Genomic DNA, 13945 nt, shown 5'->3' with positions numbered 1-13945 from the left:
TAGTCGATGACCTCCCCCGCTCCGATCACCCGTGCGCTGACTCCGGTCGGCAGGCTGTTCGCGCTCGCCATCGACATCGTGCGCGCGGCGTTCAAGCCGCCGTTCCAGCTGCGTGAGTACATCGAGCAGACCTGGTTCGTCACGAAGGTCTCGGCGCTGCCGACGGCGCTGTTCACGATCCCGTTCGGCGCCACGATCGCGCTGCTGCTCGCCGAGCTCACCCGCCAGTTCGGCGCGCAGAGCCAGACCGGCGCCGGCGCGGTGCTCGCGATCGTGCAGCAGGCCGCCCCGATCGTCACCGCGCTGCTGATCGCCGGGGCCGGCGGCAGCGCGGTCTGCGCCGACCTGGGCGCGCGGACGATCCGCGAGGAGATCGCCGCCATGGAGGTGCTCGGGATCTCGCCGATCCAGCGCCTCGTCGTGCCGCGGGTGCTGGCGATGGCGACGACCGCGGTCGTGCTCAACGGGCTCGCGAGCGTCGTCGGCGTCGGCGGCGGCTACTTCTTCAACGTCATCGTCCAGGGCGGCACACCGGGCGCGTACATCGCGAGCTTCTCGGCCGTGGCCCAGGTGTCCGACATCGTCGTGAGCGAGCTCAAGGCGTTCCTGTTCGGCTTCACCGCGGGCGTCGTGGCCGCCTACCGGGGGCTCAACCCGCCGCCGGGGCCGAAGGGCGTCGGGGACGCGGTGAACCAGTCCGTCGTGATCTCGTTCGTGCTGGTGTTCCTGATCAACCTGGTGCTGACGGGGCTGTACCTCGAGCTCGTCCCGCCGAAGGGGTCGTGAGGTGGCACTGCGCAGCGGTCGCGCGCGGCGGGTGGCGGAGGTGCCGCTGAACGCGCTGGAGGAGCTGGGCGACCAGCTCTCGCTGTACGCGCGCGCCATCGCGTGGACACCGCGCACGGTGCGCCGCTACCGGGGTGAGATCGCCCGGTTGCTCGCCGAGGTCAGCTTCGGGTCCGGCGCGCTGATCGTCATCCTCGGCACGGCGGGCGTGATGCTGTCGCTGTCGCTGTTCGTCGGCAGCCTGGTCGGTCTGCAGGGCTTCCGCGCGCTCGACTCGCTCGGCGTCGAGGCGCTCACCGGCTTCATCACCGCGTACTTCAACACCCGCGACATCGCGCCGCTGGTGGCCGCGGCCGCGCTGACGGCCACGCTCGGCGCCGGGTTCACCGCGCAGCTCGGCGCGATGCGGATCTCCGAGGAGATCGACGCGCTGGAGGTGATGGCGGTGCCCAGCGTGCCGTTCCTCATCACCACGCGCGTGATCGCGGGCGTCATCGCGATCATCCCGATGTACACGATCGGGCTGCTGGCGAGCTTCGTGGCGTCGCGGCTCAACGTCACGCTGATCAACGGCCTGCCCGGCGGCACGTACGACCACTACTTCGACCTGTTCCTGCCGGTCAGCGACGTCCTCTACTCCTACCTCAAGGTGATCGTGTTCGCGATCATGATCATTCTGATCCACTGCCACTACGGCTACACCGCGCGGGGCGGTCCTGCGGGCGTCGGGATCGCGGTGGGCCGCTCGGTGCGGCTGTCGATCGTGAGCACCGCGATCATGGACTTCTTCCTCACGCTGGTCCTGTACGGCACCGAGACGTCGGTGAGGGTCTCCGGATGATGAAGCGCCGTCTGCAGGGGCTGCTGTTCGTGGTCGTGCTGCTCGCCCTCACCGGGCTCGCCGTCGGGGAGTACGCGGGGGCGTTCGACGAGGGCGTCCCGGTCACCCTCCGGGTCGAGCGCGTCGGCAACCAGCTCAGCGAGCGCGCCGACGTGAAGGTGCGCGGCCTGAACGTCGGGGAGGTCGAGTCCGTCAGCACCGACGGCACCGGGGCCACCGTCGAGCTGAGCATCGACCCGGAGAAGGTCGAGCTGATCCCGGCCAACGTCTCGGCGCGGCTGATCCCCAAGACGCTGTTCGGCGAGCGCTACGTCTCATTGGTGCTCCCCGACGGGGCGCAGGCGCCGCCGCTCGCGGCCGGTGACGTGATCCCGATGGACCGCAGCGACGCCGCCCGCGAGGTGGAGCGGGTGCTGGACGGGCTGCTGCCGCTGCTCACCGCCGTGGAGCCGCAGGACCTGGCCACCACGCTCGGGGCGCTGTCGCAGGCGCTCGCGGGGCGGGGCGAGGACCTGGGCGAGACGCTGGTGCGGCTGCAGGAGCTGACCGGCGGGCTCCGGCCGGCGATCCCGGACCTGCAGGAGGACATCACCCAGCTCGCCGACTTCGCCGGCAACCTCGACGAGGCCGCCCCCGACCTGCTCGACGCCCTGGAGGACTTCACCGTCACCAGCCGCACGGTCGTCGAGCAGCGGGCGCAGCTGCGCGAGCTCCTGACCGGCCTCACCGGCGCATCGGACGACCTTCGCGCGTTCCTAGACGCCAACGGCGAGAACATCATCTCGCTCGCCGACTCGGGCCGTCCGACGCTGGAGACCCTCGCCCGGTACTCCCCGGAGTTCCCGTGCCTGCTCGACCAGATCGCGGGCCTGGTCCCGCGCCTGGACGAGGCGTTCGGCGCCGGCACCGACCGGCCAGGGCTGCGCGTCACGCTCGAGATCGTCGCCAACCAGGGCAAGTACGTCCCGAACCAGGACGAACCCCGCTACCTCGACGACCGCGGCCCGCGCTGCTACCCGATCCTGGAGCTGAGCCCCGAGCAGCCGCCGGACGGTCCGTTCGAGGACGGGACGAAGCCGAACGACAACCCGTCGGTCGGCACCCTGTACGGCAGCGCGGAGGAGTTCGGCACCGTCCCGGCCTCCTACGGCGGTGGCCCCGGCGCGGGCACCGACATGGGCGTGGCCAACTCGCCCGCTGAGCGGCAGGTGGTCGCGGAGCTGCTCGCCGTCCAGGACGGCACGTCGCCGGAGGCGGTGCCGGCCTGGAGCACGATGCTCGTCGGCCCGCTGTACCGGGGGACCGAGGTGAAGCTGACATGAACCGCATCCCGGTCGGACCGCTGGTCAAGTTCCTCGCGCTGGCGGTCGTGGTGGCGATGGCCACCACCGTGCTCGCCCTGACCATCGCCAACGCCTCCGGTGGTGAGCGGGCCACCTACACCGCCCGCTTCACCGACGCCAGCGGCCTGCTGCGCGGCGACGACGTGCGCATCGCCGGCGTGGTCGTCGGCAGCGTGGACGACGTGCGGATCGTGGACCGGCGCTTCGCGGAGGTGGAGTTCAGCGTGGCGCGCGACCAGCCGCTGCCCGCGTCGGTGAACGCCTCGATCCTCTACCGCAACCTCATCGGGCAGCGCTACCTCTCGCTCGAGCAGGGCGCGGGGCCGACGGGGGAGCAGCTGCCCGAGGGCGGCGCGATCCCCGTCGACCGCACCCGGCCGCCGCTCAACCTCACGGTGCTGTTCAACGGCTTCAAGCCGCTGTTCACCGCGCTCGACCCGGAGCAGGTCAACCAGCTCTCCTTCGAGATCATCCAGGTCCTGCAGGGGCAGGGCGGCACCGTGAAGAGCCTGCTGGCGAGCACCGCGTCGCTGACCAACACGATCGCCGACCGCGACGAGGTGATCGGCCAGGTGATCGACAACCTGAACGCGGTGCTCGAGACCGTCAACGCCCGTGACGGGCAGCTGTCGGAGCTGATCAGCTCGCTGCAGGCGCTCGTGTCCGGGCTGGCCGATGACCGCGAGCCGATCGGGGAGGCGATCGTGTCGGTCGGCGAGCTCACGGACGTGACGGCGGGCCTGCTCGACGACGCGCGCCCCGCGCTCCGCGACGACATCGGGCTGCTCGGTGACCTGTCGGAGAACCTGAACGCGCAGGACGAGGAGCTGGAGCAGACGATCCAGAACCTCCCCGGCAAGCTCCGGACGGTCACCCGCGCCGGCAGCTACGGGAGCTGGTTCAACTTCTACCTCTGCGGTCTCTCCGGCCAGATCGGGCTCGAGCCCTACGTCCCGAACTTCGAGATCCCGGTCTTCAACGCCGGGTCCCCGCGCTGCGGCCCCGACCCGGACGGCGTGCAGGGTGAGCGGCCCGAGCTGCTCGGCGGCATCCCCCCGCGCCTGCCCGACGGCGGCCCGCTGCCCGAGCTGCCGCTCCCCGAGCTGCGCCTGCCCGACCTCACGGGGAGCGGTGGCTGATGCCGGGCACTCGCAACCCCGTCTCGACCGCGATCATCGGCCTGCTGGCGATCGTGCTGGTCGTGGTGCTGGCCTTCAACGGCCCGGCGATCTTCGGCGGTGGCACGACCTACCAGGCCGAGTTCGCCGAGGCCGCGGGCCTCGCCGACGGCGACATGGTCACCGTGGCCGGGGTCGAAGCCGGGCGCGTCGACTCGGTCGAGCTGGCCGGTGACCGCGTGCTCGTCACGTTCACGGTGGACGAGGCCTGGGTCGGCGACCGCACCTCGGCGTCGATCGACATCCGCACCCTGCTCGGCGCGAAGCGGCTGGCGCTGGACCCGCAGGGCGAGGAGCAGCTCGACCCGGACCGGCCGATCCCGCTGGAGCGCACGGCGTCGCCGTTCGACGTGGTGGAGGCGTTCGACGGGCTGTCCGGCACGCTCGACGCGCTCGACACCGATCAGCTCTCGCGGAGCCTGGACACCCTCGCCGAGACCTTCCGCGACACGCCACCCGAGGTGCGGGGCGCGCTGGACGGCCTGTCGCGGCTGTCCACCACGATCGCGAGCCGCGACGAGGAGATCCGCACGCTGCTGGCGGGCACCCACGAGCTGTCCGCGGTGCTGGCCGACCGCAACGCCGAGGTCGAGAAGCTGCTCCGGGACGGCAACCTGCTGCTCGCCGAGCTCCAGCGCCGCCGTGAGGCGATCAGCAGGCTGCTCGACGGCACGATCGCCCTGTCCGAGCAGCTGCGCGGTCTGGTGGCCGACAACCGCGAGCAGCTGCGGCCCACGCTGGAGCAACTGGACCAGGTGGCCGCGCTGCTGCAGCGCAACAAGGACTCGCTCGGCAAGGGCGTCGACGACCTGGCCGTGTTCCTGCGCTACTTCACCAACGCGACCGGCAACGGCGAGTGGTTCGACAACTACGTCTGCGCGCTGGTCCCGCCCAGCTTCGGCCCGATCAACCCCGGGGGGTGCTGACCGGCATGCCGCTCACCCTGACCGACCGCCGCCAGCTGCAGCTCACCGGCCTCGCCGCCGTGATCGCCGTGCTGGTGGCGAGCGGGCTCTACGTCGTGCTGCAGGGACCGTCGAAGATGGTCACGGCCTACTTCACCTCCGCCACCGGGGTGTTCGAGGACAACTCGGTGCGGGTGCTGGGCGTGCCCGTCGGCGACATCGTGGAGATCGCCCCCGAGGGCACGCGGGTGCGCGTCGAGATGCGCATCGACGACCCGGACCTGAAGCTCCCCGCCGACGCGCAGGCCGTCGTGATCTCCCCGAGCCTGGTGACCGGCCGGTACGTCCAGCTCACCCCCACCTACTCGAGCGGCCCGGAGCTGCAGGACGGCGCCGTGATCCCGCTCGAGCGCACCGCCGTGCCACTGGGCGTCGACGACCTCGCGCGCACCGCGGACGAGCTCGCCGACGCCCTCGGCCCCAGCGGCCTCAACGCCGACGGGACGCTGTCGGACGCGCTCGACGTCGGCGCCGCGAACCTGGGCGGCAACGGCCAGGCGCTGAACGACACGATCCGCAACCTCGGCGAGCTGTCCGGTACGCTCGCCGACTCCCGCGAGGACCTCTTCGGCACGGTCACCGAGCTGCAGTCCTTCGTCTCGACGCTCGCGGCGAACGACGACGAGGTGCGCGAGTTCAACGGGCGGCTGGAGGACGTCGCCGGGTTCCTCGCCGCGGAGCGCGGGGACCTGGCCACGGCCGTGCGCGAGCTGTCGATCGCGCTCGGCGAGGTGGCCGAGTTCGTGCGGGACAACCGCGAGCTCGTCGGGTCGAACGTCGACCGGCTCACCGACGTCACCGCCGTGCTGGTCGACCAGCGCAACGCGCTCGCCGAGATCCTCGACGTCGCGCCCGCCGCGCTCGGCAACCTGGCGCTGGCCTACAACGGCGCGTCCGGCACCCTCGACACCCGGGCGAACATCAACGAGCTGACGCTGCCGGTCCCGGTGCTCGTGTGCGAGCTGGTGCGCCGCGGCACCCCGGACGGGCTCCCCACGGGGCTGGCCAGCGCGTGCGGCAAGCTCGCGCCCGTCCTGGACGGCGCGGTCCCGCTGCCCAGCCCCGCCGAGGTGATCACGGCGCTGCAGAGCGGGAAGCCGCCGCCCGTGCCGGGCCTGGCCCTGCCGACCGAACCCGCCGCGCCGGGGCAGGCCGGCCTCCCCGGTTTCCCGTTGGGTCCGGGGGCGCAGGAGGAGCCGTCCGCGAGCGCCGAGTCCGCCGAGCCCGGCGAGACGTCCCGGCCCGCCGAGCGGAGCGAGCCGAGCGGATCCGCCGAGCCGACGGAGTCCGAGGACGCGGACGAGCGGTCCCGCACCTCCGAGGACGACGAGCCGGAACGCGAGCGCGGTGGCCTGTCCGGCCTGTTCGGGGGTGGCTCGTGAACCGCCGGACGCCGGTCCGGCTGGCCGCCCTCGCCACCGTCACCGCGCTGCTGACCAGCGGGTGCGGCGTGTTGAGCGGCGGCCTGCGCGACGTCGAGCTGCCCGGCGGGGCCGACCTCGGTGACGACCCCTACGAGCTCACGATCGAGTTCACCGACGTGGTCGACCTGGTCCCGCAGTCGCTGGTGAAGGTCGCCGACGTGCCGGTGGGCACGGTCCGCGACATCGCCGTCGGCCCCGACTGGACGGCCGAGGTCACCGTGCTCGTCAACGGTGACGTGGCGCTGCCGCCGGACGCGCGGGCCCGGGTGCGCACCACCAGCCTGCTCGGCGAGAAGTTCGTCGAGCTGCTGGCGCCGGAGAACGCCGCGCCGGGCCGCATCGCCGACGGGGCCACGATCCCGCTGCTGCGCACGGGCCGGGCCGCTGAGGTCGAGGAGGTGCTCGGCGCGCTGTCGCTGCTGCTCAACGGCGGTGGCATCGCGCAGATCCGCACCATCGCCAATGAGCTGAACCAGGCGCTCACGGGGAACGAGACGGAGATCCGCGCCCTTCTCGACGACCTCGACGTGCTGGTCGGGGCGCTCGACGACCGCAAGTCCGAGATCACCCGCGCCCTCGACGAGATCAACCGCCTCAGCGGCACGCTGGAGGACCGGCGGGAGCAGATCAGCACCGTGCTGGCGGACCTGTCCCCCGGCCTGCGCGAGCTGGAGGACCAGCGCGGGAAGCTGGTCGACCTGCTGCAGTCGCTCGACCGGCTCTCCGGGGTGGCCACCGACGTCGTCAACCGCAGCCGCGACGACGTGGTCGCCGACCTCGAGGCGCTGCGACCGATCCTCGCGAAGCTGGTCGAGGCCGGGCCCGACCTGGTCGACTCGCTGCCGCTGCTGCCGACCTTCCCGTTCACCGACGGTTCGGTCGAGGCGTTCGCAGGCGACTACGCCAACCTCTACGTGAAGGCCGACCTCGACCTCTCCCACGTGCTGGAGAACCTGGCGCGGTCCGGCCAGCCGTTCCCCGGCCCGGACGGGCTGCCGGGGCTGCTGCCGCCCACGTCCCAGCTGCTCGGTCCGCTGCTCGGGCCGACCAGCCCGTCGTTGCCGGACTTCCCGCTGCTCGGTGAGGGCGACCTGCTCCCGCTGCCCGGGGAGGTCGAGCCGCAGGAGACCTCCGGCTCGCCCGTCCCGCCGGAGGAGCGGACCTCCGAGGACGAGCCCGAGGACGAGGACGGCGGCCTGCTGGGCGGCCTGTTCGGAGGTGGCCGATGATCACCAGGATCGTGCGGTTGCAGCTGGTGGCGTTCCTGCTGATCACGGTGGCGGGCGTCGGTTACGCCGGGTTCCGGTACGCGGGCTTCGGCGACCTGTTCGGCGCGACGACCTACCCCGTGCGGGTGCAGCTCGCGGCGTCGGGCGGCATCTTCACCGGCGCCGACGTGGCATACCGGGGGGTGAGCGTCGGCCGGGTGGGCCCGCTGACCCTCACGCCCGATGGCGTCGAGGTCCAGCTGGACATCCGCAACGACGCGCCGGCGATCCCCGCCGACGTCGACGCGGCCGTCCGCAACCTCTCCGCGATCGGCGAGCAGTACGTGGACCTGCAACCGACCAGCGACGGTGAGCCGTACCTGGAGGCCGGGACGGTTATCCCGGTGTCGCGGACCACCACCCCGGTGCCGGTCGAGGAGCTCGTGGTGAGCCTGGACGACTTCGTCCGCTCGGTGCCGCTGGACTCCCTGCGCACCGTCGTGGACGAGCTCGGCGTCGGGTTCGCCGACACCGCCCAGCCGCTGCAGAAGCTGCTCGACACCACGGACCTGTTCACCCAGGACGCGGTCGAGGCGCTGCCGCAGACCGTCCGCCTCATCCAGGACGGCCGCACGGTGCTCACCACCCAGAACGAGGTCTCCGGCTCGTTCAAGAGCTTCAGCCGCGACCTCGCCCTGCTCGCCGACCAGCTGGCGGAGTCCGACCCGGACCTGCGCCGCCTGATCGAGACCGGTCCCGAGGTCTCCACCGAGCTGCAGGCCCTGCTGCGCGACAGCGGCAGCGAGATCGGGCAGCTCGTCGCCGACCTGCTCACGATCTCCCGGGTGGCCGAACCGCGCCAGGACGGGTTGCAGCAGATCCTCGTGACCTACCCCGGCGTCGCGGCCAACACCTACACGGTGGCGCCGGCCGACGGCACCGCCCACCTCGGGCTCGCCATCAACCTGTTCGACCCCTACGCCTGCTCCCGCGGCTACGAGAGCACCGACCGTCGCGCCGGTGACGACGTCCGCGACGTGCCGCAGAACCGGAAGGCCTACTGCGCGGAACCCCCCGGCAGCGAGATCACCGTGCGTGGTGCGCAGAATGTGCCACGGGCGGAGACGCCGAAGGCCGCGGTGGGCGCCCCGTCCGGCCCTCCGCGCGAGGGCCTGCCCGCCGGCACCGCTCCCCCCGAGCAGGACCGGGCGGCCGCGACGCCGCCGCTCAGCTCCCTCACCCAGATCCTGCTCGGCTGACCCCCTGCGAAGCGAACGTCCGCGCGACCCGACCCCCGACGGAGAGCCGCATGACCGTTCTCGACGAGAAGACCAGCACCGGCGACGCCGAGGCGGAACCGGCGCGGCGCCGCCCGGCGCTCACCCCGGTCACCGCTCTCGCCGCGCTGGTGGCGCTCGCGGCGCTGGTCGCCCTGTTCTTCGGCGGTCGGTACGCGCTCGCGCTCGGCGACGAGGGCCTCGAGCTGGCCGCCCAGCGCGAGGCCGCGCTCGTGGACGCCCGGCAGGCCGCGATAAACCTCAACAGCCTGGACCACAACAACGTCGTGGCCGGCCTCGACCTGTGGGAGCAGACCTCCACCGGCACCCTCCTCGACGAGTTCCGGGCCCACCGCGCCGAGTACGAGCAGGTCGTCACCCAGGCGCGGCGGGTCACCGTGGCCACCGTGAAGGACGCGGCGGTGGCGGAGCTCGACGTCCGGGCCGGCACCGCGCGCGTGCTCGTCGGGCTCGACGTGGAGGTGCGCCCGGAGGGGCAGGACCCCGTGATGACCCGCCAGCGGCTGGAGCTGGAGATGACCCGCACCGACGAGGGCTGGAAGGCGAGCCGGGTGGCCCCGGTCCGCACCCCGAACAGCGGTACCCCGAACTGAGCGCTCCAGCCGACACAGAAGCCCGGAGGTGACCGCGATGCCGCCCCGTCCCCGTACCCCCCGCCCCCGCGCGACCCCGGCCCGGCGCCCGCGCGTGGCGGGCCTCGCGCCCACCGCCGCCCGCCCCGACGCCCCGGCCCGCCCGGCCGGGCTCGCCGAGGAGCCGGCCGCCGGCGCGTCCGAGACGACGGCCGCGATCCCGACGACCGCGCCGGCGACCGCCCCCGCGTCCGAGCCCCCGCCGGTGCCGCGTCCGAAGGGCCGCCGCCCCCGCCCCGAGGAGGAGACCGGTGGCGCCGAGGCGCCGTCGGCGGGCAGGCCTGCCGGCAAGCGGTCCGGCGCGGGCCGTGCCGCCGCAGGTCCCGTCTCGCTGCGCAAGGCGCCGCGGGCCGCGGAGGCCCGCGACGACGGACGGGACGGCGCGCGGGACGAGGCAGCCGGGCGCGCCGCCGACCCGGTCGCGGAGACCGGGGGGATCACCGCCACGCTGCGCCGGCACGCCGTTCCGCTGCTCGTGGCCGCGCTGGTCGTGCTCGCCGCGGCGGGCGCGGTGTTCGGCGTCCTCGACGCCCGGCTGCGCGGCACCCCCGCGGCCACGAACCTCGCGCTCGTCGACGTCGGCGCCACGGCGGAGGCGTCGGGGCAGCTGGGCGACGCGATCGAGACCGTCTACTCGTTCGACTTCGCCCGCCTGGACGAGAACGAGAACGCGGCCCGCGCCGTGATCACCCCTGAGTTCGCGGCCGAGTTCGACCGGCTCTTCGCCGAGGTCCGCACGCGGGCCCCGGAGCAGCAGGCCGTGGTGTCGGCGACCGTCACGATGTCGGCGGTGAAGGAGCTCAGCGCCGACCGCGCGGTCATGGTGGCGTTCGTCGACCAGCAGGCCACCCGCGCCGCCCCGGACGCCGAGTCGCAGCAGCTCGCGGCGGCCGGCCGCCTGACGGTCACGGGCGAGAAGGTCGACGGCCGCTGGAAGATCGCCGCGGTCACCCCCCTCTGACCGACCGGCCCCTCCGCACCTTGGAGCCGTACTGCTGATTTCGCGGGCCTGAGAACAGCAGTACGGCTCCAAGGTGCTGGTGATGGTGGGGGCGAGCGCGTTCTCCCTGCGCGTCGCGTATCCTTGTTTCCGGTTCCACCGAAGACCGCAGGTCTGCCTCGCGACGAGTGATCGTCGCGGTGCACGAAGGCCCCGCATCCGCGGGCGGCCCGCGCAGGAGGACGAGGTCACCGCGGGGCGCGCACGTGCGTCCCTGCCACGCCCCGTGCGCTCCTGCGTCGGGGCGTTCGTCGTTTCCGAGGTCGTCGGTGGGTGCGAACCGCACGAAGATCCACACCGACCACGACGAGAGGAGGCGAGGATGGCCCGACCCGACAAGGTCGCGGCGGTCGAGGAGATCGCCCAGAACTTCCGGGGTGCGTCCGCCTCGGTGGTCACCGAGTACCGCGGCCTCACGATGTCCCAGCTGACGACGCTGCGTCGCTCGCTCGGCGACGGCGCGACCTACCGCGTCGCGAAGAACACGCTGGTCAAGCGCGCGGCTGAGGACGCGGGCGTCGACGGACTCGAGCAGCTGCTCGTCGGTCCGACGGCGATCACGTTCATCACCGGCGAGCCGGTCGACGCCGCCAAGGCGCTGCGCGACTTCGCCAAGGCCAACCAGGGCCTGGTGATCAAGGGTGGCTACATGGACGGTCGCGCGCTGACCGTCGCAGAGGTCAACCAGCTCGCCGACCTGGAGTCCCGCGAGGTCCTGCTGTCCAAGCTGGCCGGCGCGATGAAGGGCACCATGGCGAAGGCCGCGGGCCTGTTCGCCGCCCCGGCTTCGCAGGTCGCCCGCCTGGCCCAGGCGCTCGCCGACAAGCAGGCCGCCGGCGCCGAGGCCGACACCACCGAGGCTCCGGCCGACGCCGAGAGCTGATCCCACCCCACTGCTCCGCACCACCAGAGAGGCACCACCATGGCGAAGCTGTCCACCGACGAGCTGCTCGAGGCCTTCAAGGACCTCACCCTCATCGAGCTCTCGGAGTTCGTGAAGAAGTTCGAGGAGACCTTCGACGTCACCGCGGCCGCCCCGGTCGCCGTGGCCGCTGCCGGCCCCGCCGCCGGTGGCGACGCCGCCCCGGCCGCCGAGGAGAAGGACGAGTTCAACGTCGTCCTCGACGCCGCGGGTGACAAGAAGATCCAGGTCATCAAGGTCGTCCGCGAGCTCGTCTCGGGCCTGGGCCTGAAGGAGGCCAAGGACCTCGTCGAGAGCGCCCCGAAGCCGATCCTGGAGGGCGTGGCCAAGGACGCGGCCGACGCCGCCAAGGCCAAGCTCGAGGAGGCCGGCGCCAAGGTCAGCCTGAGCTGACACCGCGCCAGCGCGACACGGAGGGCGGCACCCGGACCGGGTGCCGCCCTCCGGCGTTTCCGGGGCCCGCCCCCATCAAGATCCGCAGTTTCGGTTGCCCATTGCTGTCACCACGACGATGGGCAACCGATACTTCGGATCTTGGGCTGCTGCACGCGTCCTGGTGATCATCGGTCCGGTCCGGGGCCGTCCAAAAGGACCCGGACCGCGGAACAGGTCCTCGCAGCACCCGGACGGACTACCGGCGCTCGCGGGCCCGCAGCTCGCGGCGCAGCAGCTTGCCCGTCACCGTCTTCGGGATCTCGTCGAGGAACTCGACCTGCCGCGGGTACTTGTAGGCCGCCATCCGCTCCTTGCAGAACGCGATCAGCTCCGCCTCGTCGGCCGTGCGGCCCGGGCGCAGGCTGACGAACGCCTTGACCGTCTCGCCGCGGTAGGCGTCCGGCACCCCGACGACGGCGGCCTCCCGCACGGCCTCGTGCTCGTAGAGCACGTCCTCGACCTCGCGCGGCCAGACCTTGTAGCCCCCGGCGTTGATCTGGTCCTTCTTGCGGTCGACGATGTAGAACCAGCCGGCCTCGTCCATGTAGCCGACGTCGCCGGTATGCAGGGCGCCGCCGGGGATGGCCCGTTCCGTCTCCTCCGGCTTGTTCCAGTAGCCGGGCACGATCTGCGGCCCCGACGTGACGATCTCGCCGACCTCGCCCGGCGGGAGGTCCTGCCCGTCGTCGCCGACGATGCGCACGACCGTGTTGTAGACGGGCACGCCGACCGACAGCGCGCCCGACGCGTCGTCCACCGGCGCCTGCGCGTGCGCGGGCACCCCGTGCGACGGCGACGTGGTCTCGGTGAGCCCGTAGATGTTGTGGATGTACTGCCCGAACGTCGCGGAGAAGGCCTTCACCGTCGACGGGGGGATGGGGGCGCCGCCCGACCAGATCTTCGTCAGCGTGGCCAGGTCCTGTGCCTGCGCCTGCGGTGCGTTCATGAGCGCGATGAACACGGTGATCGACCCGACCGTGAACGTCGGGCGCTCGTCGCGGATGGTCTCCAGCGCCAGCGACGGCTCGAACCGGTGGAACAGCACCAGCGGCGCGCCCAGCAGCAGAGCCACCCCGACGTGCCCGATCAGCCCGGTGATGTGGAACAGCGGCGCGACGCCGAGCACGACGTCGTCGGGCCCCAGCTCGCACAGCTGCCGGTAGGTCTGGCTGTTGAACACCACGTTGCCGTGCGTGTTCATCGCGCCCTTGGGCGGGCCGGTCGTGCCCGAGGTGTAGGTGAGCACGGCCGTGTCGTCGGGGGAGAACGACACGGGTGGGGGAGCCTGGCCTCGGAAGCGCGCGATCAGGCCCGCCATGTCGGTCGTGCCGGGGACCTCGCCACGCCGTGCCTCCGTGCCGAACGCCCGCGGGTCGTCCCGGGTCTGGTACTCGAGCTCCGACGTCGTCACGACCGTCTGCACGTCCGTGCCCCCGACGACGTGCGCGGCGACGTCGCGGTAGAGGCCTTCCAGGCACACCAGCACGCGTGCGCCGGAGTCGGTCAGCAGCAGCGCCAGCTCGCGCTCGCGGTTCATCGGGTTGACCGCGACGGCGATGCCGCCCGCCTTCCAGGTGCCGACGAGCGCGATGACGAACTGCGGGACGTTCTGCAGGTACAGCGCCACCCGGTCACCGGCGTCCAGGCCGGTGTCGAGCAGCCCCACGGCGAACGCGTCGGTGAGCTCGTCGAGCTCGCGCAGGGTGATCCGGCCGTCGAAGTAGCGGATCGCGTCGCCGTCGGGATTGCGGGCCACCGCGGCGCGGAACATCGCGAGCGCGTCGGTGTGCTCGACCACCAGGTCGTGCGGCTGGCCTTCGTCGTAGCGGGCGAGCCAGGGTCGCTCGTCGTAGACGGACATCGTCGTCCTCCTGTGTTGGATTGCCTCCGCCTGCGCTCCGGCGTGCTCGCCG

At 72.7% G+C, this 13945-nt stretch carries 13 protein-coding genes; 12 read left to right on the top strand and 1 reads right to left on the bottom strand.

Features of this window, described 5'->3' with window-relative positions:
- The first annotated feature begins 6 nt into the window (after window positions 1-6).
- From FB558_RS11050 to rplL, 12 genes are all read left to right on the top strand, one after another.
- Window positions 7-786, top strand: coding sequence for an MlaE family ABC transporter permease (locus FB558_RS11050; RefSeq protein ID WP_142051306.1), 780 nt, complete (start codon window positions 7-9; stop codon window positions 784-786).
- Window position 787: 1 nt separating this feature from the next.
- A complete protein-coding gene (locus tag FB558_RS11045) occupies window positions 788-1627 on the top strand; it encodes an MlaE family ABC transporter permease (RefSeq protein WP_142051303.1) in 840 nt (279 codons plus the stop codon).
- The gene (locus tag FB558_RS11040; protein ID WP_142051300.1) at window positions 1624-2949 is read left to right on the top strand and encodes an MCE family protein; all 1326 of its coding nucleotides are present in this window, start codon (window positions 1624-1626) and stop codon (window positions 2947-2949) included. Before FB558_RS11045 ends, FB558_RS11040 begins: the two co-directional genes overlap by 4 nt.
- Complete coding sequence (locus tag FB558_RS11035) at window positions 2946-4109, top strand: MCE family protein (RefSeq protein ID WP_142051297.1); 1164 nt, start codon at window positions 2946-2948, stop codon at window positions 4107-4109. The genes FB558_RS11040 and FB558_RS11035 overlap by 4 nt, the downstream gene beginning before the upstream one ends.
- A complete protein-coding gene (locus FB558_RS11030; RefSeq protein WP_142051294.1) occupies window positions 4109-5074 on the top strand; it encodes an MCE family protein in 966 nt (321 codons plus the stop codon). Before FB558_RS11035 ends, FB558_RS11030 begins: the two co-directional genes overlap by 1 nt.
- A 5-nt stretch (window positions 5075-5079) precedes the next feature.
- Window positions 5080-6495: an MCE family protein gene (locus tag FB558_RS11025; protein ID WP_142051291.1), complete on the top strand. Its 1416-nt coding sequence runs from the start codon at window positions 5080-5082 to the stop codon at window positions 6493-6495.
- Window positions 6492-7766, top strand: coding sequence for an MCE family protein (locus FB558_RS11020; RefSeq protein ID WP_142051288.1), 1275 nt, complete (start codon window positions 6492-6494; stop codon window positions 7764-7766). Before FB558_RS11025 ends, FB558_RS11020 begins: the two co-directional genes overlap by 4 nt.
- Window positions 7763-9004 carry an MlaD family protein gene (locus FB558_RS11015; protein WP_142051285.1) on the top strand — a complete coding sequence of 414 codons (1242 nt, stop codon included), beginning with the start codon at window positions 7763-7765 and terminating at the stop codon, window positions 9002-9004. The genes FB558_RS11020 and FB558_RS11015 overlap by 4 nt, the downstream gene beginning before the upstream one ends.
- A 50-nt stretch (window positions 9005-9054) precedes the next feature.
- The gene (locus tag FB558_RS11010) at window positions 9055-9636 is read left to right on the top strand and encodes a hypothetical protein (RefSeq protein WP_142051282.1); all 582 of its coding nucleotides are present in this window, start codon (window positions 9055-9057) and stop codon (window positions 9634-9636) included.
- A gap of 37 nt (window positions 9637-9673) precedes the next feature.
- Window positions 9674-10636, top strand: coding sequence for a hypothetical protein (locus tag FB558_RS43205; protein WP_170231272.1), 963 nt, complete (start codon window positions 9674-9676; stop codon window positions 10634-10636).
- A gap of 361 nt (window positions 10637-10997) precedes the next feature.
- Complete coding sequence (rplJ, locus tag FB558_RS11000) at window positions 10998-11558, top strand: 50S ribosomal protein L10 (RefSeq protein ID WP_142051279.1); 561 nt, start codon at window positions 10998-11000, stop codon at window positions 11556-11558.
- A gap of 39 nt (window positions 11559-11597) precedes the next feature.
- Entirely contained in the window at window positions 11598-11990 is a 393-nt protein-coding gene (gene rplL, locus FB558_RS10995; RefSeq protein WP_142051276.1) for a 50S ribosomal protein L7/L12, read from the top strand.
- Window positions 11991-12228: 238 nt separating this feature from the next.
- On the opposite strand, the gene FB558_RS10990 is transcribed toward rplL, so the two are convergent.
- Window positions 12229-13893, bottom strand: a complete 1665-nt coding sequence (locus FB558_RS10990; RefSeq protein WP_142051273.1) for a class I adenylate-forming enzyme family protein — start codon at window positions 13891-13893, stop codon at window positions 12229-12231.
- Window positions 13894-13945: the final 52 nt, after the last annotated feature.

The sequence above is a fragment of the Pseudonocardia kunmingensis genome (assembly GCF_006716445.1).
In the GTDB taxonomy this organism is placed as follows: Bacteria; Actinomycetota; Actinomycetes; order Mycobacteriales; family Pseudonocardiaceae; genus Pseudonocardia; species Pseudonocardia kunmingensis.
The sequence above is the reverse complement of the archived record's forward strand: the minus strand, read 5'-3'. Positions and strand labels throughout refer to the sequence as shown.